Origin of the sequence: Mycobacterium sp. 3519A (genome assembly GCF_900240945.1) — a bacterium.
Taxonomy (GTDB): Bacteria; Actinomycetota; Actinomycetes; order Mycobacteriales; family Mycobacteriaceae; genus Mycobacterium.
The window spans coordinates 1,580,020-1,605,095 of sequence record NZ_OESG01000014.1 but is presented as its reverse complement, the minus strand read 5'-3'; the positions used below and the strand labels follow the sequence as shown (position 1 = coordinate 1,605,095).

The window sequence follows — 25,076 nt, the reverse complement described above, 5'->3', positions numbered from 1 at the left end:
GAGGAGGCATGGCCGTCAAGGCGAGCGGCAGGTCGAACCGCAACGTGGTGCAGTTGGCGCGCCCGACCCTGCGCGAGACCATTGCGCGGCTGGCGCCGGGGACCGCGCTTCGCGACGGCCTGGAGCGCATCCTTCGCGGCCGCACCGGCGCGCTGATCGTGATCGGCTACGACGACAGCGTCGAAGCCATCTGCGACGGCGGCTTCGAGCTCGACATCCGCTATGCGCCCACCCGGCTTCGCGAGCTGTCGAAGATGGACGGCGCCGTGGTGCTGTCCAGCGACGGCGGCCGCATCGTGCGGGCCAACGTGCAGTTGGTGCCCGACCCGTCGATACCCACCGAGGAATCCGGCACCCGGCACCGGTCCGCCGAACGCACCGCCATCCAGACGGGCTATCCGGTGATCTCGGTCAGTCATTCCATGAGCATCGTCACGGTGTACGTCGCGGGTGAGCGCCACGTCATTCCGGACTCGGCGGCCATCCTGTCGCGCGCCAACCAGACCATCGACACGCTGGAGCGCTACAAGACCCGCCTCGACGAGGTCAGCCGCCAGCTGTCGACGGCCGAGATCGAGGATTTCGTGACGTTGCGCGACGTGATGACCGTCGTGCAGCGGCTGGAGATGGTGCGCCGGATCAGCCTCGAAATCGATTCCGACGTCGTCGAATTGGGTACCGACGGACGTCAGCTCAAGCTGCAGCTGGAAGAACTCGTCGGCGACAACGACACCGCGCGCGAACTGATCGTGCGCGACTACCACGCCAACCCCGATCCCCCGACCGCCGCTCAGGTCAGCGCCACACTCGAGGAGCTCGACTCGCTTTCGGACAACGAGTTGCTCGACTTCACAACGCTGGCAAGGGTTTTCGGCTATCCCTCGACGGCGGAAGCGCAGGATTCCGCGATGAGCTCGCGCGGCTACCGCGCGATGGCCGGAATTCCCCGCTTGCAGTTCGCCCACGTCGACCTTCTGGTGCGGTCCTTCGGCTCGCTGCAGGGACTGCTGGCGGCGACGTCGGACGATCTGCAGTCCGTCGACGGCATCGGCTCGATGTGGGCGAGGCACATCCGGGAAGGCCTCTCTCAGCTGGCGGAGTCCACCATCGCCGACCGACTCGCTTAACCCGTTGTCGCCCTTGCGTTTTCCAGCCCATTCCTGAGTAACTCCCAGGCGAGCCCGCGGGCTTCCGCCGCTCTGGTGTGCATCAACCGCTGCACGGTCCGGATGGAATCCGGTTTCGGCGTCCGACCTTCGACGACGGCGTCGTGCACGTCGGCCGCGACCCGGATCGCCATCGCGGCAGCCTCGTTGACCTGGTTCAGTGCGCGGTGCAGGCGGTCGTCCTCGAGGAGGACATTGGCGTTGCTGACCTCGACCGAGAAGTCGTTGACCACCCGGCTGATCTGTTCGAAGATCGGGTTCATCGCCTGCTCGCGCTCGTCGCGGTCCTCGATCCGCAGGATGCGGGCGCCTTCGTTCCACAGGGTGGCGAGCATCTGGGTGTGCGCGTTGACCGCGCGCGACACCTCCACCATGGCCTGCTTCTGTAGCTGATTGACCAAGTGGGCCCGCTCGATGCGGGCCAATTCGCGTTGCGCCTCCACTTCGGCCCGGAACGACTTCTCGCGGGCCTCCATCTCGACCCTGTGCAATGCCTGAGCCATCGCCACCTCGCGGGCCGCTCGTTCCTCGGCGGCCACCAATTCGGCGCGCAGACGTTCGGCGGCCTCGGCGGCGTGCTGGTTCGCCTGACGCTGGATGGTCAACGTCTGCCACATGGTGACCAGCACAACGCAGAAGACGACCGCGCCGAAGAACCATTCCGCCTTCGACCCGGATTCGCCGCGGCTGAAAACGATGAACCAGACGATGACCAGAACGGCCGCGGCCGCCGAGGCAAACCAACCCATCCTGCGCCAGCCCGGCGGAGACGGCGCGGGGCTAACCGGCACCTGTGGTTGCGCCGGCTGTGCCGCCGGTGCGTACGCCGAATCCTCGGTGGCACTGGCGGATTGCACCAGACCGGTCATTGCGACCTCCGTTCACGCGAGCCTGCGGCCATGCTGGTTCAGACTAGGCGGCACGGGTCGAACCGTCTGCCCGGGACCGCTAGGGTCGTTTCGTACTCACTGCTATCGAATTGACCCGCTGAAGAATTGAGGTCCCATGGCACAACCCGCGGCGCAGGGAGGCGACTCGGCGATCATCGTCGAACTGTCCGAGGCGGCGATGCACATGTATACGGCAGCAATCGATGCGCTGCCGTTTCAGGAGGACAAGAAGTTCCACAAGCGCGCCGACGTCGTACTCGAGGGCATGCGGAAACTGCGCTCCGCGTTGGCGGATGCAGCAAGCACCAGCAGGCCGTCGTCCGCGGTGATCGTCGAATTGAGCAATGTCCGCAGGCGCTACGACAATCTGGTCGAACACGCCGCGGCGGCGCCGGGATCAAGCCTCGGACAACAGATCTACGCGACCCGGCTGGCGGCGAAGTTGACCGCGCGCGAAGTCGAGAACGGGGCGGGTCTTCGCGAAGGACTGCTCGACGAACTCGAGGCAGGCGCGACGCCCAACGACGAGGAAGCGGCGAAGATCAAGGACGCCATCGAAGCCCTCGGCGGAGTGCCTGGCACCGAACACCTGCGGCCGCCCCAGCCAGAACCGGTGCAGGAGGATCAACCACAGGAACAGCACGTCAATGGTTGGGAAGAAGAACTTGTCGGGGATAACGCCGGTTGAACCGGCAATCCGAATAACGCCGGTTGAACCGGCAATCCGAATAACGCCGGTTGAACCGGCAATCCGAATAACGCCGGTTGAACCGGCAATCGGATAACGCCGGCGGTTAGCCGCCCTGTGGCGCGGGCCCGGGCTCAGCCGGTGGGGGCACCGCATCGGCGCCGGGCTGCCCCGGTGCCGGCGCGGCAGCGGGCGCGAGGATGAACGGCACCGCCGCCGATCTCAAATTGCCCAACTGCACGACCAGGTTGTACGTCCCAGGCCCGATCGGCTGCCGCGGCAGCGGGCACTGCGGCGCCGACCCCATACCGGTCCAGGTCACCTCTGTGGTCACCTGCTCGCCCGGCTGGAACGTCTTGACGAGCGTCTCGTTCGACGGCGCGCAATCGAGGTTCGACCACAGCCTGTTGTTGTCCAGTGAGTAGACGTAGGCGGCCAGCACCGCGGCGCCGACGTCACGCTGGCACGCCACCAGCCCGATGTTCGTCACGACCATCGTGAACTTCGGCTGATCCCCCACCACGTACTGCGGCTGGTTGGTGATGCCCTTGACCGCGAGCGTCGAATCCGGGCAGTCGTCGCCCTCTTTGAGCACCGGCGGCGGGACGACGGCCGCGGTCGGCGTCGGAGTCGGCGCCGGGGCCTGCTGCGCAGGCGGCATCACCGGCGTCTTCACTTCGGGGTTCTCACCCGGCAGCGGTGTCGGCGCGGCGGCCTGCGTGGGGGCCGGCTTCTCGGCGGGCTTGTTGTCTGTGCTCGTGCTGTTCATCACGACCATCACCACCACTGCGGCGACGACGCCGATGGCGAGGACCGCTATGCCCAGCGCGAGTGCCCTGCGACGCCAGTAGATCTGCGTCGGTAGCGGGCCATGCGGTTCTAGATCCAGCACATCTTCACGGTAAGGGCAGGTCACGCCACCTCGGCCGAGGTTGCCCGGCGTGTCGCTGCTCAGCCTTCGCCGATATCACCCAGATGATCGCGCAATACGGCCCTGCCATCGGCCAGGTGATAGGTCACGCCTGCGATCGCCAGGGTGCCGGCATCGAGCCGTTCGGTGATGGCCGAGGACCGCTGAGCAAGCTGCGCGGCGGTCTCGTTCACGTGGCGCGCCTCGAGTTCGTCGACACGCGTGAGGCCGTCGCGACGGCCGAGCAGAATCGACGGCGTCACGCGTTCCACCAGGTCACGCACGTAGCCGTTCGGCACGGCCCCGCCGTCGATCGCCGAAAGCGCGGCCTTCACCGCACCGCAGCTGTCGTGGCCGAGCACGACGATCAGGGGCACGTTCAACACCGTCACCCCGTATTCGATGGACCCGAGCACCGCCGAGTCGATGACATGGCCGGCGGTGCGCACTACGAACATGTCGCCGAGACCCTGGTCGAAGATGATCTCGGCGGCCACCCGGCTGTCTGCGCAGCCGAACACGACCGCGGTCGGCTTTTGCACGTCGGCCAGGCTGGCCCGGTACTCGATGCTCTGGCTGGGATGTTCGGGCTTGCCCGCAACGAAGCGCTCGTTACCCTCCTTGAGTGATTTCCAGGCGGTCACGGGATTCGTATTGGGCATGGCCGTCATTGTGCAGGAATTTTCTGTCGTGATCGATTCACAGCATTTATCAAGCTGGTATGAGCATGCGCAGCGCGATCTGCCGTGGCGTCGACCAGGAGTGACGCCGTGGCAGATCCTGGTCAGCGAGTTCATGTTGCAGCAGACGCCGGTGGCCAGGGTGGAGCCGATCTGGCTGGCGTGGGTGGCGCGGTGGCCGACGCCGTCGGCGACCGCGGCGGCGGGGTCGGCCGAGGTGCTGCGGGCGTGGGGCAAGCTCGGCTATCCGCGGCGGGCCAAGCGACTGCATGAATGCGCGACGGTGCTCGCCGAGCGGTTCGACGACGAAGTGCCCTCGGACGTCGAGACGCTGTTGACTCTGCCCGGTGTCGGCGCCTACACCGCGCGCGCCATCGCCTGCTTTGCCTACGGGCAGCGGGTGCCCGTCGTCGACACCAACGTGCGCCGGGTGGTAGCGCGCGCCGTGCACGGTAAGGCCGACGCCGCTGCGTCGTCGCGGGATCTCGACGATGTCGCCGCGTTGTTGCCCGCGCGGGACGCGCCGCGATTTTCGGTGGCCTTGATGGAACTAGGTGCGACGGTGTGCACGGCCCGATCTCCACGGTGTGGCGTGTGCCCGTTGGGTTCGTGCGCTTGGCGCACGCGCGGCTTTCCGGCAGGAACGTCGGTGCGCCGGGTGCAGAAATACGCCGGGACCGACCGCCAGGTGCGCGGCCGGTTACTTGATGTGTTGCGCGGCAACGACTCCCCCGTCACGCGTGCGCAGCTCGACGTGGCGTGGCTGACCGACACCGCACAGCGCGACCGTGCGCTGGATTCGTTACTTGTCGACGGATTGGTGGAGCAGACGGCCGACGGCCGGTTCGCTCTTGCAGGCGAAGGTGACTAGCGACGGGCAACTGACGCGGCGAGTGGCCAGTTATGTCACGCGAAATGCTCTCAGGTTCAAGGGGTGATTGCAACGGCTCCTAGCTGAGGAGTTGTTGATGCGTCCGTCGCGTTATGCCTGTGTTGGTCGTCAGTTCTGGGGTCATGTCGGCGATGGCACGTCGGTGGTGGAGGCGGCGCAGGCAGTCGGTGTGTCGGTGCGCACCGGCTGGCGCTGGTTTGCCGATGCTGGCGGGGTGAGACCCAAATTTCCTGATGAGACCGGTGTGCGGAAGTGGTCGCGGCTGGGCGAAGACGAACGTAACGAAATTCAAGACGGCATTGCCAGAGGGGAAAGCATTCGGCAGATCGGCAGGCGGCTGGGCCGCCCGGCCTCGACGGTCATGCGTGAGATCGACCGAAACGCGTTCTGCCGTGGACGATATCGTTCGCGGTACCGGTTCGGGGCGCAACGGCACGGCGGCTGGGATGCCACGCCGAGGTATCGGGCCGGCGTCGCACAGGCGCGTGCTCACGCGCGGGCTCGACGCCCGAAACCGCGCAAGCTGGCCACCAATGAACGGTTGCACCTTGAGGTGCAGAATCGGCTGCTAGACGACCACAGTCCTCAACAGATCGCCAACCGGCTGCCGATCGAATTTCCCGACGATGCGGAGATGCGGGTGTCCCACGAGACCATCTATCAGTCGATCTACGTGCAGGGTAAAGGAAATCTGCGCCGTGAGCTGCACAAATGTCTACGCACTGGGCGGGCGTTGCGCAAGCCTCAACGACGCGGTAACCAGCGCCGAGGGCAAATCCGCGACATGGTCAACATCAGCGAGCGTCCACCGGAGGTCGAAGACCGTGCCGTACCCGGCCACTGGGAAGGTGACCTGATCATGGGTAGCACCGCATCGGGTTCGGCGATCGGCACCGTGGTCGAACGCATGACTCGGTTCGTGCTGCTGCTGCATCTGCCTGACGACCACGGTGCCCTGGCAGTGCAAGAGGCCATCGTCGCGAAAATGGCTCAGCTGCCGGCGATTCTGCGTAAGACACTGACCTGGGATCAAGGCAAAGAGATGGCCAATCACGCCGCTATCGCCGCAGCGACGGAATTAGATATCTACTTCTGTGATCCGCACTCACCATGGCAGCGCGGGACCAACGAGAACACCAACGGACTGCTGCGCCAATACTTTGCTAAAGGCACCGACTTGTCGATCTCCCCGGCAGACTATCTGGACTACGTCGCCGCCAAGCTCAACACCCGGCCCCGGCAACCCCTGAGCTGGAAGCCCCCAGCCGAACCCCTCGACGAACTACTCTCAACCCCGTCAAAACCACCCGCTGTTGCAATCACAGCGTGAAACCGCCGCTGAAAAGCGTTTCATAACTGGCCATTCGGCAGGAGGGCGCAAGTGCTACGCGGTCGCGGCTTCCTCACACGGACCGTTGCACGAGAACCGGCGGCGATAGTCCGACGGCGTCACCCCGATCACCCTGCGGAAGTGGTGGCGCAGCAACGTCGCCGTGCCGAATCCGGATCGGTCGGCGATCCTGTCCACGTCCAGATCCGTCTCCTCCAGTAACCGGCGCGCGTACAGCACCCGCTGATCGGTCACCCATTGCATCGGAGTCCGGCCGGTCTCCTCGACGAATCGGCGGGCGAAGGTGCGCGCCGACATGTGCGCACGAGCAGCCAGTGTGCCGACCGTGTGCGGCTTGTCTAGGTTGGTGAGGATCCAATCCAGATGCGGTGCAAAACCTTCCGAGCAGCGCACCGGAATGGGTTGGTCGATGTACTGACGCTGACCGCCGTCGCGCTGCGGCGGCACCACCATCCTGCGCGCGATCTTGTTGGTGACCTCGGCGCCCAACTCGCGGCGCACCAGGTGCAGGCAGGCATCGATGCCGGCCGCGGTGCCCGCGCTGGTGATCAGGTTGCCGTCGTCGACGAACAGCACGTTGCGGTCGACCTTGGCGGTCGGATACAGCTGCGCCAGCTCGTCGGCGTGCATCCAGTGCGTGGTGCACGGCCTGCCGTCCAGCAGGCCCGCGGCGCCGGCAACGAAGGCCCCGGAGCACACCGTCAGGATGATCGACCCTGACTCGGCGGCCTTCCGGATCGCGTCGAGCGCCTCCGGCAGATAGCCGCCGTACTGGCTGCTGATCGCCGGGATCGCAACCAGGTCGGCGCCCACCAGGCCGTCGAGGCCGCAGTCGGGGGTGATGGTGGCGCCGACGGACGTCCGCAGCGGCTTGCCGGGCTCAGGCCCGCACACCTTGAAATCGAAATTGGGCACCCCGTCCGCAGACCGGTCGATGCCGAACACCTCGCAGATGACGCCGAACTCGAAAATCGCTAGACCGTCCAGCACCAGCGCAGATACGCTTCTCAATGCCATGGCAGCATTTTATCGCAAGGTGTCCTTCCTGCCACTGTTGGCGGGATCTTTATCAGCGGAGCATTACTGCCATGACCACTGCACTGACTCTCTTGATCCTGATCGCCCCGTTCGCGGTGGCAGCGGCGCTCAGTTGGGCCGCCCATCGCTCTGACTCGCTTCGCATCCGCTACGGCCAGTTCCGCTGGTCCGCCCCGATGGTGGGCAGGCTCTTCGAGGACGACCGCGACGGCTTCCGTGTCGCGCATGATGTCGACGCGGTCCGCACCCGCTTTGAGCGGCAGCCCTTTTGGCCCGCCTCAGGCGCGACCGGCGAGCGTCGCTAGGAACGACTCGACCGCTTCTCGGTAGGTCTGCGGCGCATCGTCGTGGATCAGGTGACCGGCACCGGGCACGTGCAAATACGTTGTCCGGTAGCCGGTTTCCTGCATTTTGCGCATCTGTCCCGGGGGTGTGACGGAGTCGCCTGCCTCGAGGAGCAACGCGGGAACACGCACCGCCTCCCATTGCGTCCAGTAGTCGCGGGTTCCCCATTCGGCGGCGATCTCGATCCAGGTCGCGGGCTGCCCGTGCAGGCGCCACCCGGTCGCGGTGCGGTCGAACGCCTCGAGGAAATACTGGCCGGCCACCGGGCCGAATTCCGCGTAAACCTGTTCTGCGGCAGTGAATTCGGTGGGCAGCGCATGCAGCCAGGGTTCCCACGGCCCGGTGGTGCGACCGCGAAAATCCGGTGCCATGTCCTCAACCACCAGCGCGCTGACCAGTTCCGGGCGTGCCGCGGCCAGACACCACGAATGCAACGCTCCCATCGAATGCCCGATCAGCACCGCAGGCGAGCCCAACTGCTCGACAGCCGCACCGAGGTCGGCCACAAATCGTTCGGTGCTGATCGGATACGGGTCGGCGATGTCGCGGCCACGGTGCCACGGCGCGTCGTAGGTGTAGACCGCGCCGAGCGTCGTCAGCCACGGCAACTGGCGTGACCACGTGCTGCCCCGCCCCATCAGGCCATGTACCAGAACCAGTGGATCGCCTTCGCCTCCGCGAGGCGTCAGCAGGTCGGGGGACATCAGTGCGCACGGTAGCCTAGCGGGATGCCTGTGGTGAAGATCAACGCAATCGAGGTCCCGCCCGACGCCGGTCCGGAACTGGAGAAGCGGTTCGCACACCGTGCACACGCCGTCGACAACCAGCCCGGTTTCCTGGGCTTTCAACTGTTGCGCCCGGTCAAGGGTGAGGACCGCTACTTCGTCGTCACGCAGTGGGAATCCGAAGAGGCGTTCCAAGCCTGGGCGACGGGCCCGGCCATCGAGGCGCACAAGGGCCAGGCCGCCAACCCGGTCGCCACAGGAGCATCCCTGCTCGAGTTCGAGGTTGTCCTGGACGTTGCGGGCGCCGGTAAGTAAGGCCGGGCGTGGCACCCGCGCCACAGTCGCACTGTCGGTCGCGGCTGCCCTCGTCGGCGGCCTGACGGTCGGCTGCACCAAGAGCACAACACCCGTACCGGTGGCCGACACCACGTACGGTGTGCCGATCGAGATCAACACGCCGCAGGGTCTGCGGGCCAAGCAGACCATCGACATGCTCAACTCGGAGTGGCCGATCGGCACCGTCGGGGTGCGCACCATGGCGACGCCGCAACAGGTCAACCCCATCACCTCCGCGATGGGCAACCTCTGGTTGGACCGACCGATCACCGTTGCAGGCATCGACATCGGCGCGGGCCAGGCGACGCTGCACACACTGACGTCCTACGGTGCGGCACAAGACATTGCGCTGCGCACGAACCCCCAGGGCCTTGTCGACCGGTTCGAGGTGACGCTGCAACCGCCCCCGATCAAGAAGTGGGCCGACATCGACACCGAGCTGACGAAGTCGGGTGCGCGCTATTCGTATCAGGTCGCCAAGGTGAACAACGGCGAGTGCTCACCGATCGCAGGCACGAACAACGACGTGTCGATGCCGTTGGCCTCGATCATGAAACTGTATGTGCTGCTTGCGGTTGCCGATGCGGTCAAAGCGCGGACGCTGCGCTGGACCGACGAACTCACGGTCACCGACGAAGCCAAGAAGCTCGGCTCCGCTCACCTCAACGACCTACCTGCGGGCGCCAAGGTGACCGTGCGCAGGGCGGCGCAAGAGATGATCTCCGCGAGCGACAACATGGCCACCGATCTGTTGATCGGCCGGGTGACCCCACACGGCGTCGAGCGCGCGTTGGCGGCGGCGGGCCACCACGACCCGGCCAGCATGACGCCGTTCCCGACCATGCACGAGCTGTTTTCGATCGGCTGGGGCGAACCGGATCTTCGCGAACAGTGGAAGGAAGCCAACCCGCAAGCCAGGGCGCAGCTGCTGGCGCAAACGAATTCGCGTCCGTACCAACCGGATCCGACCCGGACCAGCTCCCCCGCCTCCACCTATGGCGCCGAGTGGTACGGCAGCGCCGCCGACATCTGCCGGGTGCACGCCGCGCTTCAGGCCGCCGCGGTCGGTGAGGCGGCGCCGGTGAAGCAGATCCTTTCGGCCATTCCCGGCATCGATCTGGATCGATCGAAGTGGCCGTACATCGGCGCCAAGGGCGGAAACCTGCCGGGCGACTTGACATTCAGTTGGTACGCCGTCGATCACACCGGCCAACCGTGGGTGGTCAGCTTTCAGTTGAACTGGCCGCGTTTTCGCAGCACCACCGCGGCGGCCTGGCTGCTGTCGATCGTCAAGCAGACGTTCGGCTTGATTCCGGTGCCCTGATCTACAGGCTGGACCGCAAAGTCCACGCGTGCCCGCGGAAATGCATCACGGTGCGGCTCACCGGCGCAATGTCGATGCGCCAGAACGACTTTGGCGGCGCATTGAGCGCGACCAGGATGGCGGCACGCACCACCGCCGGATGGGTGACCGCCACCAGGCGTGCCCGACGCGTGGTCAACGAGTCCATCCACCCGCCCACGCGGTCGATCAGGTCGACGATCGACTCACCGCCGTGCGGCGCCCGCGTGGGATCGGTCAACCAGATGGCCAGATCGTCGGGCTGCACCCCGCCGACCACGTCGCCGTGCCACCGGCCGTAGTTCAGGTCGGCCAACCGGTCGTCGACGCCGGCCTGCAGGCCGAGCAGTTCAGCGGTCTGCCGCGTCCGCTTCTCCGGTCCGCAGTAGGCCCGCTCGGTGACGCCCAGGTCGATGGACGCATCGACCTGACGATGGCCGACCGCATTCAGCGGTTCGTCGGTGGGAAACCGTCCGGCTGCCATCGCATCGGTCATCGCATGCGATACGAGTGTCAGCCGGACGACTTCACTCACGCGCTGACGCTCTCCCGCCGTCGCGATTGTCCGAGCAGCCGATCCGCCATCGATGCGAACACCAGGCCGATCACCGCCCACATCACGAACTGAGTGCCCAACGAGTACAGCCGGAATTCATAGAGGACGTCCGCGGAGAAGTCGGCAGGCGTCTCGTCGATGGTCGGCAGCACCAGCATCACCACCGCGATCGCCACGACGTAGGCCCCTGCCGCGATCAGCGCCGCACTCCAGTGCCCGAACTGCGCCGTCAGTCGATGCGCCAGATACACGGCGGCCACCAGCAGCGCGGCCGACAACACCACCATCAGCAGATACAGCAGCGTGCGCTGCCGGATGGTCTCCTCCATGCTGACAGCGGGCGGATTCGGTGGGTATTTGAGGAACGGAATCACGTAGAGCGACAGGAACATTCCACCGGCCAACACCACCGACAGTGCGCGCGGCGACAGGTTGCCGACCCGGCCGTAGGCCACGCAGTAGACCACGGCGAACAGCGCTCCCATCGCCACGCTGAACGCCAACACGCCGAAGCCCATGCCGATGTTGGCCTGCACCCCGCGGGTGAACAGTTCGACGCCGTGCTCGTGGCCGTGCGAGTGCGATTCCTCATAGGCCAGGGCCCGGGTGATCACCGGTTCGACAAATGTGCGTGCGAACAAGAACGCGAGCACGCCACCGACAGCGCCAGCCAGCAGGCCGCGCGCGATTATTCGTTTTTCCATGCTGAAGCTGCCTGCTCAGTGGCAGGGGAAGCCGAGCAGGTGACGGGCGTCGTGCACGAACTCGTGCACGTAGGTGTTGTCGCCGAACACCGACGTCGCGCCCTGGTCGAGGCCGACGAAATAGAGCACCACCAAGGCGAGGAATGCCGTGACGGACAGCCACAGCGCCGCTTTCGCCAATGAGAGGTCGACTGCAGGCGCTACGGTCTTACGGGCCTCAGAAGAGGTCATCTTGAAGTTCCTTCCCGGGATTTCGCGTCCCAGTTTCAAAGGTGACGACGGGCGTCGGGTCTGACTGTCCACAGTGGCGCGACCGTTCTGGATTTTCACCAGGATTCCTTCGCCCGTCGATTACATCAGCATCCTAAGCATCTGGGCTACCGAACAGACGCAAAGGCCCCCGAATCATTGCGATTCGGGGGCCTTCACGACTTGGCGTGCTATTCGGTAGCCGCAGCGCTGGGTGCGCCTGCACCCGCCGCCGCTGCCTTCTCCAATTCCGGTTCGGTCGGCTCGGCCGGCTTCGGGGAGCCGGTGAACGTGAACTTCGCGTCCTCGCCGGAGCCCTCGCCGTCCCAGTTGTCGACGTCGACCGTGACGAGCTGGCCGGGTCCGACCTCCTCGAAGAGGATCTTCTCCGACAGTGCGTCCTCGATCTCGCGCTGGATGGTGCGACGCAGCGGCCGGGCACCGAGCACCGGGTCGAACCCGCGCTTGGCGAGCAGCGACTTGGCCTTGTCGGTGAGGACCATGGCCATGTCCTTGCCCTTGAGCTGCTTCTGAACCCGTCCGATCATCAGGTCGACCATCCGGATGATCTCGTCGCGAGTCAGCTGGTGGAAGACGATGATGTCGTCGATGCGGTTGAGGAACTCCGGACGGAAGTGCTTCTTCAGCTCGTCGTTGACCTTCTGCTTCATCCGCTCGTAGTTGTTCTCACCGCCGCCCTGGCTGAAGCCGAGGCCGACCGCCTTGCTGATGTCGGACGTGCCCAGGTTCGAGGTGAAGATCAGCACGGTGTTCTTGAAGTCGACCGTGCGACCCTGGCCGTCGGTTAGGCGGCCGTCCTCGAGGACCTGCAACAGGCTGTTGTAGATCTCCTGGTGGGCCTTCTCGATCTCGTCGAACAACACGACTGAGAACGGCTTGCGGCGCACCTTCTCGGTGAGCTGCCCGCCCTCCTCGTAGCCGACGTAGCCCGGAGGGGCGCCGAACAGCCGCGAGGCGGTGAAGCGGTCGTGGAACTCGCCCATGTCGATCTGGATGAGCGCGTCGTCGTCGCCGAACAGGAACTCCGCCAGCGCCTTGGACAACTCGGTCTTACCCACACCGGACGGGCCGGCGAAGATGAACGAGCCGGACGGCCGCTTGGGATCCTTCAGCCCGGCGCGGGTACGCCGGATGGCCTTGGAGACGGCCTTGACGGCGTCCTCCTGGCCGATGATCCGCTTGTGCAGCTCGTCCTCCATGCGCAGCAGACGCGTGGTCTCGGCCTCGGTCAGCTTGAACACGGGGATGCCGGTCCAGTTGCCGAGCACCTCGGCGATCTGCTCGTCGTCGACCTCCGCCACGACGTCGAGATCGCCTGAGCGCCACTGCTTCTCACGCTCGGCACGCTGCGCGACGAGTTGCTTTTCCTTGTCGCGCAGACTGGCCGCCTTCTCGAAGTCCTGCGCGTCGATCGCGGACTCCTTCTCGCGACGGGCCTCGGCGATCTTCTCGTCGAAGTCGCGCAGGTCTGGCGGCGCGGTCATCCGGCGGATCCGCATCCGGGCGCCGGCCTCGTCGATCAGGTCGATGGCCTTGTCCGGCAGGAAGCGGTCGTTGATGTACCGGTCGGCCAGCGTGGCCGCCGCCACCATCGCGCTGTCGGTGATGGAGACGCGGTGGTGCGCCTCGTACCGGTCGCGCAGCCCCTTCAGGATCTCGATGGTGTGCTCGACCGTCGGCTCACCGACCTGCACCGGTTGGAACCGGCGCTCCAGGGCGGCGTCCTTCTCGATGTACTTGCGGTACTCATCGAGCGTGGTGGCACCGATGGTCTGCAGCTCGCCGCGGGCCAGCTTCGGCTTCAGGATCGAAGCCGCGTCGATGGCGCCCTCGGCGGCACCCGCACCAACGAGCGTGTGCAGCTCGTCGATGAACAGGATGATGTCGCCGCGGGTGTTGATCTCCTTGAGCACCTTCTTCAGGCGTTCCTCGAAGTCACCGCGGTAGCGGCTGCCGGCGACCAGTGAGCCGAGGTCAAGCGTGTAGAGCTGCTTGTCCTTCAGCGTCTCGGGCACCTCGCCGTGCACAATGGCCTGGGCCAGCCCCTCGACGACGGCGGTCTTGCCGACGCCGGGCTCGCCGATCAGCACCGGGTTGTTCTTGGTGCGACGGCTCAGCACCTGCATCACCCGCTCGATTTCCTTCTCGCGGCCAATGACGGGGTCGAGCTTGCCTTCCATCGCGGCCGCGGTCAGGTTGCGGCCGAACTGGTCGAGCACCAGCGACGTGGACGGGTTGCCCGCCTCACCGCCGCGGCCGCCGGTGCCGGCTTCCGCGGTCTCCTTGCCCTGGTAGCCGCTCAGCAGTTGGATGACCTGCTGACGCACGCGGGTCAGTTCGGCGCCCAGCTTCACGAGCACCTGGGCGGCGACGCCCTCGCCCTCGCGAATCAGGCCGAGCAGAATGTGCTCGGTGCCGATGTAGTTGTGCCCGAGCTGCAGCGCTTCACGCAGGCTCAGCTCCAGCACCTTCTTGGCGCGCGGGGTGAACGGGATGTGCCCCGACGGCGCCTGCTGGCCCTGGCCGATGATCTCCTCGACCTGGCTGCGAACGCCCTCGAGCGAGATGCCAAGCGACTCCAGCGACTTGGCCGCTACACCCTCACCCTCGTGAATAAGTCCCAACAGGATGTGCTCGGTGCCGATGTAGTTGTGGTTGAGCATCCGGGCTTCTTCTTGAGCCAGGACGACGACCCTGCGGGCACGGTCGGTAAATCTCTCAAACATCGGTGGTTACCTGCTCTCCATCAAATAGGTACGGGTTCTTTCGCGGCACGCCGCGCCCGGACCCGTCACCCAAGTCTAGTGGGCGTCCGCCACCCCTGCGCTGCCTGCTGGCACTGTCCAAAAAGCGATACGGCGACGGTCGTCGGCGCCATAAGTCCTGTACCCGGCGCCGCCCATAGCAACGCCCCCGGTGGAGAAATCGTTTCCGACGATGAGCCGCGGCGGGTTCGCCGCTAGCGAAAGGCAACCACCGGCGCTGTTTCGCCGATGAGCAATCCTGGCAACTGCCGATTATGTTGCCGCGTGGAACGCGTCGATGACGTCGGCGGGGATACGACCGCGGGTGGACACGTTGTGTCCGTTACGCCGCGCCCACTCCCGGATGGCTGCGCTCTGTTCACGGTCGATCGCCGCCCTACCGCGGCCAGAACCCACGGAACGACCACGCCTGCGACCACCGACGCGGCGGCCGGCGTCGACCCATTGCTTCAACTCGTTCCTGAGCTTTGCGGCGTTCTTGGAAGAAAGGTCGATCTCATAGCTCACCCCGTCGAGCCCGAATTCGACCGTCTCATCGGCAGCGCCTTCGCCGTCGAAATCGTCAACGAGCGTGACGGTCACTTTCTTCGCCATTACCCCACACAGCCCTTCTGCTTGAGCACTAGTTCAGTAGTTTAGTCCTCGAACCCCCGGCACCAATGTGCCATAGGAACGGAAACCATTCAACAACTTCAGAAAATTTCTGAATCGAGGCAGATCAGTTGCTGTGGCGACGAACAATCGGGAACAAAACGGTCTCGCGAATCGACAGACCCGTCAATGCCATCAACAACCGATCGATGCCCATTCCAGTACCTGTCGAGGGCGGCATCGCGTACTCCAATGCCGCCAAAAAATCCTCATCCAGAGCCATTGCCTCATCGTCACCTGCGGCCGCTGCACGAGCCTGAGCTTCGAACCTTTCCCGTTGGATAACGGGATCGATCAGCTCGGAGTAACCAGTTGCGAGTTCGATCCGCCGAACGTAGAGGTCCCACTTCTCGGTGACGCCTTCAACGCTGCGGTGAGAGCGGGTCAGCGGCGTTGTCTCCACCGGGAAATCACGCACGAACGTCGGAGCCCAAAGCTTGTTACCGACAGCATGTTCCCATAGTTCTTCTACCAATTTCCCATGTCCGTAACCGCGGTCGCGCGGAATCTCGACATCAAGCCGATCGACGATCTGCCATAAGTGTTCGACCGTCGTCTGCGGAGTGATCTCTTCACCGAGTGCCTCAGACAACGAGGGATACATTTGTATCGTCTCCCATTCACCGTCCACGTCATAGACGGTGCCATCAGGCAATGGCAGCTTTCTGGTGCCGATCGCTTCGTCGGCGACCTCTTGAATAATCTCGCGCGTCATGACGGCAGAATCGTCGTACGTGCCGTAGGCCTGATAAGTCTCGAGCATCGCGAATTCCGGTGAATGCGTCCAATCCGCACCTTCGTTTCTGAACACCCGATTCAGCTCGAAGACACGCTCGAATCCGCCCACCAAGCAACGCTTCAGGAACAGTTCCGGTGCGATCCGAAGGTAGAGGTCCGCATCGAGCGCATTGGAGTGCGTGACGAACGGCCTGGCGGCCGCACCGCCGGCCAAGGTCTGCAGCATCGGTGTCTCGACTTCGAGAAAGCCGCGCCGCTGGAGCGCCTCACGGACGGCCCGCACGACCGCCACCCGCTGCCTGGCAATGGTGCGGGCCTCCGGACGAACGATGAGATCGACATAGCGTTGCCGCACCCGGGCCTCTTCGCTCATTTCTTTGTGGGCGACGGGAAGTGGCCGAAGCGCTTTGGAAATTATTTGCCAGGAATCCGCAAGCACAGATAGTTCGCCGCGGCGGGAGCTGATCACCTCGCCGTGTGCGTAGACGATGTCGCCGAGATCGACGTCGGATTTCCAGGAGTCGAGCGATTCGGCCCCAACACGGTCGAGGCTGAGCATCAGTTGCAGCTGGGTGCCGTCGCCGTCTTGCAGCGTCGCGAAACACAGCTTCCCGGCGTTGCGGGAGAACATCACCCGGCCCGCGACGCCGACCATCTGCCCGGTCTCGGTGTTGGCCTCGAGGTCCGGGTAGGCCTGCCGGATCTCGGCCAGCGTGTGCGTGCGGGCGACCTCGACCGGGTAGGGCTCACGCCCCTCGGCGAGCAGCCGCTCGCGCTTGGCCTGACGGATCCGGAACTGCTCGGGGACGTCGGAGTCGGATGTCGCGCCCGTTGCCGCTCCGGACTCGGATGTCGCGCCCGTTGCCGCTCCGGACTCGGATGTCGCGCCCGCTGCCGCTCCGGACTCGGATGTCGCGCCCGCTGCCGCTCCGGACTCGGATGTCGCGCCCGCTGCCGCTCCGGACTCGGATGTCGCGCCCGCTGCCGCTCCGGACTCGGATGTCGCGCCCGCTGCCGCTCCGGACTCGGATGTCGCGCCCGCTGCCGCTCCGGACTCGGATGTCGCGCCCGCTGCCGCTCCGGACTCGGATGTCGCGCCCGCTGCCGCTCCGGACTCGGGCGTGGGCTGATCAGGTGAGGTCACGACCTGCCAGCTTAAATCAACGCATGACCGCCGCGATCAGCGCCGCTGCAGTGACCGCCCTGGCCGACGAACCGATCGACTGGCGGTTCAAGGGGTTGCCGTCGGCGTGGTGGGGCAGCACGCCGAGGCAGATCTGCGCGCAGGCCCCCGACCTCTTCGAGGCGGGCGTCGTCGGACCGATCTGCGTGCTGCGCGCCGAGGCGCTGACGCACAACCTGGTCGCGATGGCCAACTGGTGTCGCGATCGCGGCGTCGAACTGGCCCCGCACGGTAAGACGCACATGGCCCCGCAGCTGTTCGCCCGCCAGTTGGACGCGGGCGCGTGCGCGATCACGGCCGCGACACTCAGCCACGTGCGGACCTACCGGGCGTTCGGGGTACGTGACGTGGTGCTGGCCAACGAGCTTGTCGACGACGCCGGATTGCGCTGGCTGGCAACCGAACTGGCCGCTCATCCGGATTTCTCGCTGGTGTGCTGGGTAGATTCGGTGCGCGGCGTGGAGTCGATGGGCGCGGCGCTGGCCGCGGCGGGAGCGGAGCGGCCGCTCGATGTCTGCGTGGAGGTGGGCATGTTCGACGGGCGCACCGGCTGCCGCGGCGCCGCCGCGGTCGACGAGGTGGCGCGCGCGGCCGCCGCCTCGCCTTGGCTGCGGCTGGTCGGCGTCGCGGGCTACGAGGCGGCGCGCGGCCACGACACCACTGCCGAGGCGCTCGCCGCCGTCACCGCCTATCTGCGCGAGATGCGCGACGCCGCGGTGCGGTTGGCGCCGCTGTTCGAGACGGACCGGGCGATCGTCACGGCGGGCGGCAGCACCTATTTCGATGCGGTCGCCGACGTGCTGGCGGGCGAATGGCGCACGATCCTGCGCAGCGGCGGGTACCTCACCCACGACGACGGGCTATATGCGCGGACCTCACCGCTGCGCGGCGAGTTGCGGCCTGCGTTGCAGGTATGGGGTCAGGTGGTGTCGTGCCCTGAGCCCGGGCTGGCCGTGCTCACCATGGGGCGCCGCGACGTCTCGTTCGACACGGATCTGCCGGTACCGCTGCGGCTGCCTGACAGCGTGGTCACCAAGCTCAACGATCAGCACGCCTATCTGCGGCTGGGCGGCGACGACAACGTCGAGGTGGGCGGCTGGCTCGGCTTCGGCATCTCACACCCCTGCACGGTGTTCGACAAGTGGCAAATGATCCCGGAACTCGACGCCGACGACCGGGTGGTCGGCCTGATCCGCACGTTCTTCTAAGCGATTTGTGTCAGCGGGCTTGTTTCAGCCTGCCGCGGTTGCTGTCGCGGTTGCGCTCGAACACCAGGCGCAGCCCGTCCAGCGTGAGATGCTTGTCGTACTTGTCGACGGTGTGCAGGTCGGGCAGCACCAACGGTGCGGTGTGTCCGGTGGCCACCACCGCGACATCGTCGCCTGCGAACCCGTCGACATCCTCCCGGATGCGGTTGACCAACCCGTCCACCAGACCGGCGAATCCGAACACCGCACCCGCCTGCATGCATTCGACGGTGTTCTTGCCGACCACCGAACGGGGCCGGGTCAGTTCGACGCGACGCAACGCCGCCGACCGCGCGGCGGCCGCGTCTGAAGACACCTGTACGCCGGGAGCGATTGCGCCGCCAAGGAATTCGCCCTTCCCGGAAACCACGTCAACGCAGATCGACGAGCCGAAGTCGACGACAATCGCGGCGGACTTGTACTTGTGGTAGGCCGAGAGACAGTTGACGATCCGGTCCGCGCCCACCTCTTTCGGGTTGTCGACGAGCAGCGGGATGCCGGTGCGTACCCCCGGTTCGATCAACACATGCGGCACCGAAGGCCAGTACTGTTCGAGCATCAGTCGGACCTCGTGCAACACCGACGGCACTGTCGAGAGGCCCGCGGCACCGGTCAGGCGTTCGGAGTCGTCTCCGATCAGGCCGTCGATGGTGAGCGCCAACTCATCGGAGGTGACCTCGGATTCGGTGCGAATCCGCCAGTTCTGCACTACCTTTGCGTGATCACCGGACCCGGAGATCAGGCCGACCACGGTGTGCGTGTTGCGGACGTCGATTGCGAGCAGCACGGGCGCTACCGAGCAGACATCAGCGCGGCCGCATCGGCCGGCACGTGGGCGGGGTCACTACCGAGATCGATCTGCTTGTTGTCCGCGCCGACGAACACCACCCGCGGTTGATAGGTCTTGGCCTCGGCGTCTTCCATTGTGCCGTAAGCGATCAGAATCACCAGGTCGCCCGGATGCACGAGATGTGCTGCGGCGCCGTTGATCCCGATCACACCGCTACCGCGCTCGCCAGTGATGGCGTAGGTGACCAGCCGTGCGCCGTTGTCGATGTCGACGATCGTGACTTGTTCACCCTCGAGCAGGTCGGCCGCATCCATCAGGTCGGCGTCGATGGTCACCGAGCCGACGTAGTGCAGATCGGCCTGCGTCACCGTGGCGCGGTGGATCTTCGACTTCAGCATTGTCCGTAACATCAATTTCTCCAAGGTAATTCGTGGCCCTCTTGGGTGCCGACGCGTGGATGCCCGTCGGTACCGGTGGTGGCGCCGATGTCGATCGCGATGTTGTCGAGAAGCCTGGTGCCGCCGAGCCTGGCGGCAATGAGCATGCGGGCGATGCCTTCGGCGGGCGCTGGACCGAGCAGCTGATCGCGCACTTCGAGATAGTCGACGTCGATGGCGGGCACCTCGTCGAGCACCGCACGCGCGGCGTCCAGTGCCGCCGCCTTGCCGCCCGATGCGGCGTACATGCCCGCCAGCAGCGCCGCCGACAGCGCTCCGGCCTGCTCGCGTTCGACGTCGTTGAGATAGCGGTTACGTGACGACATGGCCAGCCCGTCCGCTTCCCTGACGATCGGCACACCGACGATCTGCGTGTCGATGTTGAGGTCGGCGACCATCTGCCGGATCACCACGAGTTGCTGGTAATCCTTCTCGCCGAAGAAGGCGCGATCGGGTTGCACGATCTGCAGCAGCTTGAGCACGACGGTCAGCACACCCGCGAAATGCGTTGGGCGGGCGGCACCTTCGAGTTCCTCCCCGAGCGGGCCAGGGTGCACGGAAGTCCGCCTGCCGTCGGGGTACATGTCGGCGGCCGTCGGCGCGAACGCGATCTCGACACCCTCGGCGCGCAGCAACGCCAGATCGTCGTCGAGTGTGCGCGGGTACGCGCCGAGGTCCTCGTTCGGCCCGAACTGCAACGGGTTGACGAAGATCGACACCACCACCACGGCGCCCTGGACCCGCTTGGCGGACCTGACCAGCGTCAAGTGCCCCTCGTGCAGGGCACCCATCGTCGGCACCAGCATCACCCTGCGGCCCGTCGTTCGCAGTGCCCTGGTGACGTCGTGAACGTCACGAGGACTGGAGTAGACGTTGAGTTCGCCCGCGCTGAATCGTGGCTTGGTCATGACTGTCCCGAGGAGTCGGAAAACACTGCGAACACTTCCTTGGGGGCGTGCGCGCGCTGCGCGGTGCGCAGCGAGTTGGCCCGATACGCCTGTGCCAGTTGCGGATCCACCTCGGCCAGCGCCCGCAGGTGGCCTGCGACCGCATTCGCGTCGCCGCGCGCGACAGGGCCGGTCAGCGCTGCTTGCCCGCGCTGCAGCGAGTTCTCCAGCGACGCGCGCGCCAGCGGGCCGATCACGCGTTCGGCGATGCCGCCCGGCGCGTCGCCAACCAGTTCCTGGCCCAACAACTCCTGACCCCACAACGCCGCTCGCAGCGCTTCGACCGCGTCGAGCATCACCGTCACCAGGTGGTTACTCGCGTGTGCCAGTGCGGCGTGATACAGCGTGCGTGCGTCCTCGCGCACCCGGAACGGCTCGCCGCCGATCTCGAGCACCAACGACTGGGCGATCGCGTACCCGACTTCGTCGGCGGCCGTCACACCGAAACATGCTTCCGACAGCCTCGCGATGTCCTCGTCCCCGCCAGTGAACGTCATGGCGGGATGGATGGCCAGCGGGATGCAGCCTTGTCCGGTCAACGGCGCCAGCACGCCGATGCCGTTGGCACCCGATGTGTGCGCGACGATGGTGCCGGGCCGGACCGCCGAGGTCGCGGCCAGACCGCCGACCAAGCCCGCGAGTTCGGCGTCGGGCACGGCCAGCACCAACAGTTCGGCGCGGCGCGCCACCTCGTCGGGCGGCAGCACCGCGGTGTCGGGCAGCCTGCGTTCGGCACGCTGCCGGGACGCATGCGAGATCGCGCTGCACGCGACCACCACGTGCTCGGCGCGTTCCAACGCGACGCCCAGCGCCGTACCGACCCGTCCCGCGGAGATGATGCCGATCGTGAGCCGCGCCGGCCGCAGTCCGGCCTCGGGACCCCGCGCGTGCGCTGGGGACTGCTCCATCGCAGACGACCTCGCAAAATGTCGTGGATTCATCGTTCCGGTCCTGCGTTGCGGGTACCGGACGGTCGCCACGAGCCTAACTCACTCGTCGCGGCGCCTGCGACGACCGCCTCCGGTCGGGGTGGCCTGCAGCCTGGCCAACAGTTCGGCGACCGACTGTCCGCCGGTGTCCTCGATGCTCCGGTGGCGGCGCCCTTCGGGTCGCTCGGCAGATTGTTCCTGCGCGGGTTCAGGCTCAGGGTGGCGCGGTTCGGTGTGCAGCGTCGGCGGCGCAGGCGGGCGGCCGGGATCGGCGGCGTCCGCGGGGGCGGAGTGGCGACCGCGTGGCGGTTCGACGGGCGCAGTCTGCATCGCAGGCTCGGGTGCCCGTCGCCTGCCGACGTATTCGTCCGCCGCTCCGTTCTCAGGCGTCGGTTCCGGGGTGGCGGGTGCCACCCAGTTACTGCCGGGTGCGCCTGCGGGAATCCACTGCCGGTGTGGGCTCCGGCGGCGCGGGTGGTGGCTCCTGTCGTGGTGGCTCCCAAGTGAATTGGGTCGTGGTCTCGGCAGCCGTCGGCGGTGGCGAGGTGTATGCGCGCGGCTGCTCCTCGACGCGATGGCGGCGCCCGCGCTCCTGCTCCGTCTCCGACGGCCTGCGGTGCGCGCCCCCGGCATCCGGCGGCGCCCATTCGGCCTCGGGTTCGGCGGGCACGTCGATGATGGGGCTTTCCTCGGTGTTGGCGTCGAGGTCCTCGCGCTCCTCGGTGTCGATCCGGCTCGCCTTGACCCGGCCCGCCATCTCCGTGGTGCGTGGCCACTCGCCGTAGCTTCGGCTGCGATCGGTTTCCAGCGCAGGCCGATGCGACAGGTCCGCGTCGAACAAAATCTCCAAATTGGCCCGCAGCGCAGCTAATTCGGCGCGCAGACCGGCGACCTCGTCGGCGGCCTGGGCCCGGATCTCTGACGTCAACTCGCGCCGCAGCTGGGTTTCCACCGTCAGCTCGTACTCGCGGCGCGCCGAGATCTCGCGGTCCAACTGCAAGTCGTAGACCAGCTTCAGGTCTCGTACCTTGGCCTGGTCGATGTCGCTTTGCCTGCGGTAGATCACCGAGACGAACGCCGCCACCACCGCGGCCCACAACGCCAGGATGACGGCCAGCTTCAGCAATTCCACCTTGTTGGTGAACACCAGGGCGGAGCTCGCCCCGATGGCGAGCACCAGCAACACCGTCAGCAGCACCCAACCCGGCCTGCGGACAGCGCGCCGGGAGCGCGTACCGCGAGACAGATCGGCCATGCGCCGACTGTACCCGCCACAGGTCATCTCGCGTGTCGACCCTTTCGGCGATTCGGCGGTCGACGACGCCGGTCAACTACTCTGTCGCCCCGTCGGCGTTCTCATGCGGGTCCTGCGGCGACTTGCAGCAATGCTGCAGCCACAGCGCAGCTATCACCAACGCGAGCGCGCTCACGGCCGCGACGACCGCGCCCGCGGTGTCCTCCCCCGCGACCCGCAACGTGCTGCGGCGCGGTAACAGGTAGCACAGCACCGCGATCCACCAGCCGAGCACCAGCGCGCCAACCCAGGCCGACGCCTTGGCGACCAACACCGACCGCGCCACGGCAAGCGGATGAAGCCAACCGCGGGCGTCGCCGATCTCGCCCTCGTTGATCTTGTTCCGGACATAGAACGCCCAGCCGGCCTCGGCGACGGCAACAGCCAGCAGCGAGATTCCCGTCCACACATCGATCGGCGGGAAATAGCGGTACACCAGTACCACCAGCAGGTAGCCCGCCACGGCAGTGAGCGCCGCCGCGGCCGTCAGGTCACGTTTGCGGGTCGGTCCCATCAGCCCAGCGCCACCTCGGTGCGACGCACGCCGTCGCGCTCGTCCTGCGCCAACTCGGCGAGCAGGCCTGCGACGGCGCGCGGTTGACCCGCGACGGTCAACGTCGCGTCCGGGTCCACCGCCAGCCACGGGATCAACACGAACGCCCGCTGATGCGCCAGCGGATGCGGCAACGTGAGTTCGGCGTCGTGTGAGGTCACCTCGCGCTGCCCGTCGTGGCAGACCACGAGATCGACGTCGAGGGTGCGCGGACCCCACCGCTGCACGCGGACGCGCTCGGCGGCCGCTTCCAGTTCCTGCGCCCGATGCAGCCAACCGCGGCAGTCCAGCGCCGGATCGTCGGCGATCAGCACAGCGTTGAGGAACGGTCCCTGCTCCACGCCGCCCCACGCATCCGTCTCGTACACCGGCGACACCGCACGCACCGCGCCGTCGAGACCGTCGACAACCGACTGCAGCCGAGCCTGCCGATCGCCGAGATTGGACCCGATGGACAAGACGACTCGGCTCACCCGACACCTCCGCGGCCCCCGCGCCGGGACCGCCGGGCCGTCACAGCCACATCCGAGAAGGTCAACGGGATCGGTGCCGACGGTTTGTGCACGACGACCTCGACGGCGTGTACCCGGTCGTCGGCCATCACGTCGTCGGCGATCGCACCCGCGACGGTTTCGATGAGGTTGCGCGGCGGCCCGGAGACGATATCGGCGGCCCGTTGGGCCAGTGCGCCGTAGTCGAGCGTGTCGGCGAGGTCGTCGCTTGCCGCGGCGGCCGCAAGATCGACCCACACCGTGATGTCGACGACGAAGTCCTGCCCATCGCGTCGCTCGTGGTCGTACACACCGTGGAAACCGCGAACGGTCAAGCCGCGCAACTCGATTCGATCAGCCATGGTCGGCGCCCCAAGCCTCGAGCACCTTGAGCGCATCCACCGTCGCCTGCACGTCGTGCACCCGCACTCCCCACGCGCCGTTCAACCCGGCCAGCGCCGAGATCACCGCGGTGGTGGTTTCTCTGCCGTCCGGTGGCCGCGGTTCACCGTCGGGTCCGGCCAGCAGCGTGCCGAGGAACCGCTTGCGGGACGCGCCGACGAGCACCGGTATCCCGGTTGCGACGAAGTGCGGCAACGCCCGCAGCAACGCCCAATTGTGTTGTGCAGTCTTGGCGAATCCCAGGCCGGGGTCGATGATCAGTTTGGCCGGATCGACACCGGCGGCCACGGCCGCGTCCACGCTGGCCATCAGTTCGTCGTGGACCTCCGCGACCACGTCGCGGTAGGTGGGCACCTCGTGTGGCCGGGCGGTCCCGACGGAGCGCCAGTGCATCAGCACCCACGGCACTTTCGCGTCGGCCAGCAGTGGCGCCATGTTCGGATCGGCGCGCCCGCCGGACACGTCGTTGACGATCTGCGCACCGTTCTCCAGCGCCGCCTGCGCCACCGCGGCGTGCATGGTGTCGATGCTGACTGTGATGCCTTGTCCGGCAAGCTCTTTGATCACCGGCAGCACGCGTCCCGATTCTATTCGCGGCTCGATACGGGTGGCGCCGGGGCGGGTCGACTCACCGCCGACGTCGACGATCGCGGCGCCCTCGGCGGCCAGCGCCAGCCCGTGTTCGACCGCACGGTCGCGGTCGAGGAACAGTCCCCCGTCCGAGAAGGAATCGTCAGTGACGTTGACGACCCCCAT

At 66.6% G+C, this 25,076-nt stretch carries 27 protein-coding genes, 1 pseudogene and 1 riboswitch; of the genes and pseudogenes, 8 read left to right on the top strand and 20 right to left on the bottom strand.

Annotation, left to right across the window (positions count from 1 at the left end; genetic code table 11):
- Positions 1 to 8 precede the first annotated feature (8 nt).
- Positions 9 to 1,127 carry a DNA integrity scanning diadenylate cyclase DisA gene (gene disA / locus C1A30_RS28815; protein ID WP_101951651.1) on the top strand — a complete coding sequence of 373 codons (1,119 nt, stop codon included), beginning with the start codon at positions 9 to 11 and terminating at the stop codon, positions 1,125 to 1,127.
- On the opposite strand, the gene C1A30_RS28810 is transcribed toward disA, so the two are convergent.
- Positions 1,124 to 2,035, bottom strand: a complete 912-nt coding sequence (locus tag C1A30_RS28810) for a hypothetical protein (RefSeq protein WP_101951650.1) — start codon at positions 2,033 to 2,035, stop codon at positions 1,124 to 1,126. The genes disA and C1A30_RS28810 overlap by 4 nt on opposite strands.
- A 136-nt stretch (positions 2,036 to 2,171) precedes the next feature.
- Between C1A30_RS28810 and C1A30_RS28805 the strand changes: the two genes are divergently transcribed.
- Entirely contained in the window at positions 2,172 to 2,744 is a 573-nt protein-coding gene (locus tag C1A30_RS28805) for a forkhead-associated protein (protein ID WP_101951649.1), read from the top strand.
- A gap of 106 nt (positions 2,745 to 2,850) precedes the next feature.
- On the opposite strand, the gene C1A30_RS28800 is transcribed toward C1A30_RS28805, so the two are convergent.
- Positions 2,851 to 3,636 (bottom strand): hypothetical protein, encoded by a 786-nt coding sequence (locus tag C1A30_RS28800; protein WP_101951648.1) that lies wholly within the window; start codon positions 3,634 to 3,636, stop codon positions 2,851 to 2,853.
- Between the two features lie 59 nt (positions 3,637 to 3,695).
- Positions 3,696 to 4,316, bottom strand: coding sequence for a carbonic anhydrase (locus C1A30_RS28795; protein WP_101952947.1), 621 nt, complete (start codon positions 4,314 to 4,316; stop codon positions 3,696 to 3,698).
- On the opposite strand from C1A30_RS28795, the gene C1A30_RS28790 reads away from it, so the two are divergent.
- Both C1A30_RS28790 and C1A30_RS28785 read left to right on the top strand, forming a co-directional pair.
- On the top strand, positions 4,315 to 5,205 hold the full coding sequence (locus C1A30_RS28790; protein WP_101951647.1) for an A/G-specific adenine glycosylase: 891 nt from the start codon (positions 4,315 to 4,317) through the stop codon (positions 5,203 to 5,205). The genes C1A30_RS28795 and C1A30_RS28790 overlap by 2 nt on opposite strands.
- Positions 5,206 to 5,302: 97 nt before the next feature.
- Positions 5,303 to 6,556 carry an IS30 family transposase gene (locus C1A30_RS28785; protein WP_200828455.1) on the top strand — a complete coding sequence of 418 codons (1,254 nt, stop codon included), beginning with the start codon at positions 5,303 to 5,305 and terminating at the stop codon, positions 6,554 to 6,556.
- A 54-nt stretch (positions 6,557 to 6,610) separates the two neighbouring features.
- Here C1A30_RS28785 and C1A30_RS28780 read toward each other — a convergent pair whose 3' ends face one another.
- The gene (locus C1A30_RS28780) at positions 6,611 to 7,594 is read right to left on the bottom strand and encodes a GlxA family transcriptional regulator (protein WP_101951645.1); all 984 of its coding nucleotides are present in this window, start codon (positions 7,592 to 7,594) and stop codon (positions 6,611 to 6,613) included.
- Positions 7,595 to 7,665: 71 nt separating this feature from the next.
- Here C1A30_RS28780 and C1A30_RS28775 point away from each other — a divergent pair, with 71 nt between their 5' ends.
- Positions 7,666 to 7,920, top strand: a complete 255-nt coding sequence (locus tag C1A30_RS28775) for a hypothetical protein (RefSeq protein ID WP_101951644.1) — start codon at positions 7,666 to 7,668, stop codon at positions 7,918 to 7,920.
- Here the strand turns inward: C1A30_RS28775 and C1A30_RS28770 are convergent.
- A complete protein-coding gene (locus C1A30_RS28770; RefSeq protein WP_101951643.1) occupies positions 7,894 to 8,664 on the bottom strand; it encodes an alpha/beta fold hydrolase in 771 nt (256 codons plus the stop codon). The two genes, C1A30_RS28775 and C1A30_RS28770, sit on opposite strands and share 27 nt — an antisense overlap.
- Positions 8,665 to 8,688: 24 nt before the next feature.
- On the opposite strand from C1A30_RS28770, the gene mhuD reads away from it, so the two are divergent.
- Positions 8,689 to 9,000 (top strand): mycobilin-forming heme oxygenase MhuD, encoded by a 312-nt coding sequence (mhuD, locus tag C1A30_RS28765; RefSeq protein WP_067796101.1) that lies wholly within the window; start codon positions 8,689 to 8,691, stop codon positions 8,998 to 9,000.
- A complete protein-coding gene (locus tag C1A30_RS28760; RefSeq protein ID WP_369974215.1) occupies positions 8,981 to 10,345 on the top strand; it encodes a serine hydrolase in 1,365 nt (454 codons plus the stop codon). Before mhuD ends, C1A30_RS28760 begins: the two co-directional genes overlap by 20 nt.
- A gap of 1 nt (position 10,346) precedes the next feature.
- Here C1A30_RS28760 and C1A30_RS28755 read toward each other — a convergent pair whose 3' ends face one another.
- The 6 genes from C1A30_RS28755 to lysS form a co-directional block, all read right to left on the bottom strand.
- Positions 10,347 to 10,898: a histidine phosphatase family protein gene (locus C1A30_RS28755; RefSeq protein ID WP_101951641.1), complete on the bottom strand. Its 552-nt coding sequence runs from the start codon at positions 10,896 to 10,898 to the stop codon at positions 10,347 to 10,349.
- On the bottom strand, positions 10,895 to 11,623 hold the full coding sequence (locus C1A30_RS28750; protein WP_101951640.1) for a CbtA family protein: 729 nt from the start codon (positions 11,621 to 11,623) through the stop codon (positions 10,895 to 10,897). The genes C1A30_RS28755 and C1A30_RS28750 overlap by 4 nt, the downstream gene beginning before the upstream one ends.
- Before the next feature lie 15 nt (positions 11,624 to 11,638).
- Complete coding sequence (locus C1A30_RS28745; protein WP_101952946.1) at positions 11,639 to 11,854, bottom strand: CbtB domain-containing protein; 216 nt, start codon at positions 11,852 to 11,854, stop codon at positions 11,639 to 11,641.
- Positions 11,855 to 11,858: 4 nt separating this feature from the next.
- Positions 11,859 to 11,986: riboswitch (adenosylcobalamin (AdoCbl) riboswitch) on the bottom strand.
- Positions 11,987 to 12,063: 77 nt separating this feature from the next.
- Entirely contained in the window at positions 12,064 to 14,619 is a 2,556-nt protein-coding gene (clpC1, locus tag C1A30_RS28740; protein ID WP_101951639.1) for an ATP-dependent protease ATP-binding subunit ClpC, read from the bottom strand.
- A 291-nt stretch (positions 14,620 to 14,910) separates the two neighbouring features.
- The gene (gene lsr2 / locus C1A30_RS28735; protein ID WP_101951638.1) at positions 14,911 to 15,252 is read right to left on the bottom strand and encodes a histone-like nucleoid-structuring protein Lsr2; all 342 of its coding nucleotides are present in this window, start codon (positions 15,250 to 15,252) and stop codon (positions 14,911 to 14,913) included.
- 124 nt (positions 15,253 to 15,376) lie between these two features.
- Complete coding sequence (gene lysS, locus C1A30_RS28730) at positions 15,377 to 16,837, bottom strand: lysine--tRNA ligase (protein WP_101952945.1); 1,461 nt, start codon at positions 16,835 to 16,837, stop codon at positions 15,377 to 15,379.
- 377 nt (positions 16,838 to 17,214) lie between these two features.
- Here lysS and C1A30_RS28725 point away from each other — a divergent pair, with 377 nt between their 5' ends.
- Positions 17,215 to 18,438: an alanine racemase gene (locus C1A30_RS28725; RefSeq protein WP_101951637.1), complete on the top strand. Its 1,224-nt coding sequence runs from the start codon at positions 17,215 to 17,217 to the stop codon at positions 18,436 to 18,438.
- 10 nt (positions 18,439 to 18,448) lie between these two features.
- On the opposite strand, the gene C1A30_RS28720 is transcribed toward C1A30_RS28725, so the two are convergent.
- The 9 genes and pseudogenes from C1A30_RS28720 to folP all read right to left on the bottom strand — a co-directional run bounded on the left by C1A30_RS28720 (position 18,449) and on the right by folP (position 25,076).
- The gene (locus C1A30_RS28720; RefSeq protein WP_101951636.1) at positions 18,449 to 19,264 is read right to left on the bottom strand and encodes a type III pantothenate kinase; all 816 of its coding nucleotides are present in this window, start codon (positions 19,262 to 19,264) and stop codon (positions 18,449 to 18,451) included.
- A 5-nt stretch (positions 19,265 to 19,269) separates the two neighbouring features.
- Positions 19,270 to 19,677, bottom strand: a complete 408-nt coding sequence (panD, locus tag C1A30_RS28715) for an aspartate 1-decarboxylase (protein WP_101951635.1) — start codon at positions 19,675 to 19,677, stop codon at positions 19,270 to 19,272.
- A complete protein-coding gene (panC, locus tag C1A30_RS28710; protein WP_101951634.1) occupies positions 19,677 to 20,612 on the bottom strand; it encodes a pantoate--beta-alanine ligase in 936 nt (311 codons plus the stop codon). Before panC ends, panD begins: the two co-directional genes overlap by 1 nt.
- Complete coding sequence (locus C1A30_RS28705; protein WP_101951633.1) at positions 20,609 to 21,559, bottom strand: Rossmann-like and DUF2520 domain-containing protein; 951 nt, start codon at positions 21,557 to 21,559, stop codon at positions 20,609 to 20,611. The genes panC and C1A30_RS28705 overlap by 4 nt, the downstream gene beginning before the upstream one ends.
- Before the next feature lie 81 nt (positions 21,560 to 21,640).
- Positions 21,641 to 22,835 (bottom strand): annotated as a pseudogene (locus C1A30_RS28700) (DUF6779 domain-containing protein).
- A gap of 76 nt (positions 22,836 to 22,911) precedes the next feature.
- Positions 22,912 to 23,388 carry a DUF3180 domain-containing protein gene (locus C1A30_RS28695; protein WP_101951632.1) on the bottom strand — a complete coding sequence of 159 codons (477 nt, stop codon included), beginning with the start codon at positions 23,386 to 23,388 and terminating at the stop codon, positions 22,912 to 22,914.
- Positions 23,388 to 23,900, bottom strand: a complete 513-nt coding sequence (gene folK / locus C1A30_RS28690; RefSeq protein WP_101951631.1) for a 2-amino-4-hydroxy-6-hydroxymethyldihydropteridine diphosphokinase — start codon at positions 23,898 to 23,900, stop codon at positions 23,388 to 23,390. The genes C1A30_RS28695 and folK overlap by 1 nt, the downstream gene beginning before the upstream one ends.
- Positions 23,897 to 24,280 carry a dihydroneopterin aldolase gene (folB, locus tag C1A30_RS28685; RefSeq protein ID WP_101951630.1) on the bottom strand — a complete coding sequence of 128 codons (384 nt, stop codon included), beginning with the start codon at positions 24,278 to 24,280 and terminating at the stop codon, positions 23,897 to 23,899. The genes folK and folB overlap by 4 nt, the downstream gene beginning before the upstream one ends.
- Positions 24,273 to 25,076, bottom strand: coding sequence for a dihydropteroate synthase (gene folP, locus C1A30_RS28680; RefSeq protein ID WP_101952944.1), 804 nt, complete (start codon positions 25,074 to 25,076; stop codon positions 24,273 to 24,275). The genes folB and folP overlap by 8 nt, the downstream gene beginning before the upstream one ends.

Coding starts and splice junctions, on each gene's coding strand:
- disA (WP_101951651.1), top strand. CDS start 9: ATGGCCGTCAAGGCGAGCGGCAGGTCGAACCGCAACGTGGTGCAGTTG.
- C1A30_RS28810 (WP_101951650.1), bottom strand. CDS start 2,035: ATGACCGGTCTGGTGCAATCCGCCAGTGCCACCGAGGATTCGGCGTAC.
- C1A30_RS28805 (WP_101951649.1), top strand. CDS start 2,172: ATGGCACAACCCGCGGCGCAGGGAGGCGACTCGGCGATCATCGTCGAA.
- C1A30_RS28790 (WP_101951647.1), top strand. CDS start 4,315: ATGGCCGTCATTGTGCAGGAATTTTCTGTCGTGATCGATTCACAGCAT.
- C1A30_RS28795 (WP_101952947.1), bottom strand. CDS start 4,316: ATGCCCAATACGAATCCCGTGACCGCCTGGAAATCACTCAAGGAGGGT.
- C1A30_RS28785 (WP_200828455.1), top strand. CDS start 5,303: ATGCGTCCGTCGCGTTATGCCTGTGTTGGTCGTCAGTTCTGGGGTCAT.
- C1A30_RS28780 (WP_101951645.1), bottom strand. CDS start 7,594: ATGGCATTGAGAAGCGTATCTGCGCTGGTGCTGGACGGTCTAGCGATT.
- C1A30_RS28775 (WP_101951644.1), top strand. CDS start 7,666: ATGACCACTGCACTGACTCTCTTGATCCTGATCGCCCCGTTCGCGGTG.
- C1A30_RS28770 (WP_101951643.1), bottom strand. CDS start 8,664: ATGTCCCCCGACCTGCTGACGCCTCGCGGAGGCGAAGGCGATCCACTG.
- mhuD (WP_067796101.1), top strand. CDS start 8,689: ATGCCTGTGGTGAAGATCAACGCAATCGAGGTCCCGCCCGACGCCGGT.
- C1A30_RS28750 (WP_101951640.1), bottom strand. CDS start 11,623: ATGGAAAAACGAATAATCGCGCGCGGCCTGCTGGCTGGCGCTGTCGGT.
- C1A30_RS28745 (WP_101952946.1), bottom strand. CDS start 11,854: ATGACCTCTTCTGAGGCCCGTAAGACCGTAGCGCCTGCAGTCGACCTC.
- clpC1 (WP_101951639.1), bottom strand. CDS start 14,619: ATGTTTGAGAGATTTACCGACCGTGCCCGCAGGGTCGTCGTCCTGGCT.
- lsr2 (WP_101951638.1), bottom strand. CDS start 15,252: ATGGCGAAGAAAGTGACCGTCACGCTCGTTGACGATTTCGACGGCGAA.
- C1A30_RS28725 (WP_101951637.1), top strand. CDS start 17,215: ATGACCGCCGCGATCAGCGCCGCTGCAGTGACCGCCCTGGCCGACGAA.
- panD (WP_101951635.1), bottom strand. CDS start 19,677: ATGTTACGGACAATGCTGAAGTCGAAGATCCACCGCGCCACGGTGACG.
- panC (WP_101951634.1), bottom strand. CDS start 20,612: ATGACCAAGCCACGATTCAGCGCGGGCGAACTCAACGTCTACTCCAGT.
- C1A30_RS28705 (WP_101951633.1), bottom strand. CDS start 21,559: ATGGAGCAGTCCCCAGCGCACGCGCGGGGTCCCGAGGCCGGACTGCGG.
- C1A30_RS28695 (WP_101951632.1), bottom strand. CDS start 23,388: ATGGGACCGACCCGCAAACGTGACCTGACGGCCGCGGCGGCGCTCACT.
- folB (WP_101951630.1), bottom strand. CDS start 24,280: ATGGCTGATCGAATCGAGTTGCGCGGCTTGACCGTTCGCGGTTTCCAC.
- folP (WP_101952944.1), bottom strand. CDS start 25,076: ATGGGGGTCGTCAACGTCACTGACGATTCCTTCTCGGACGGGGGACTG.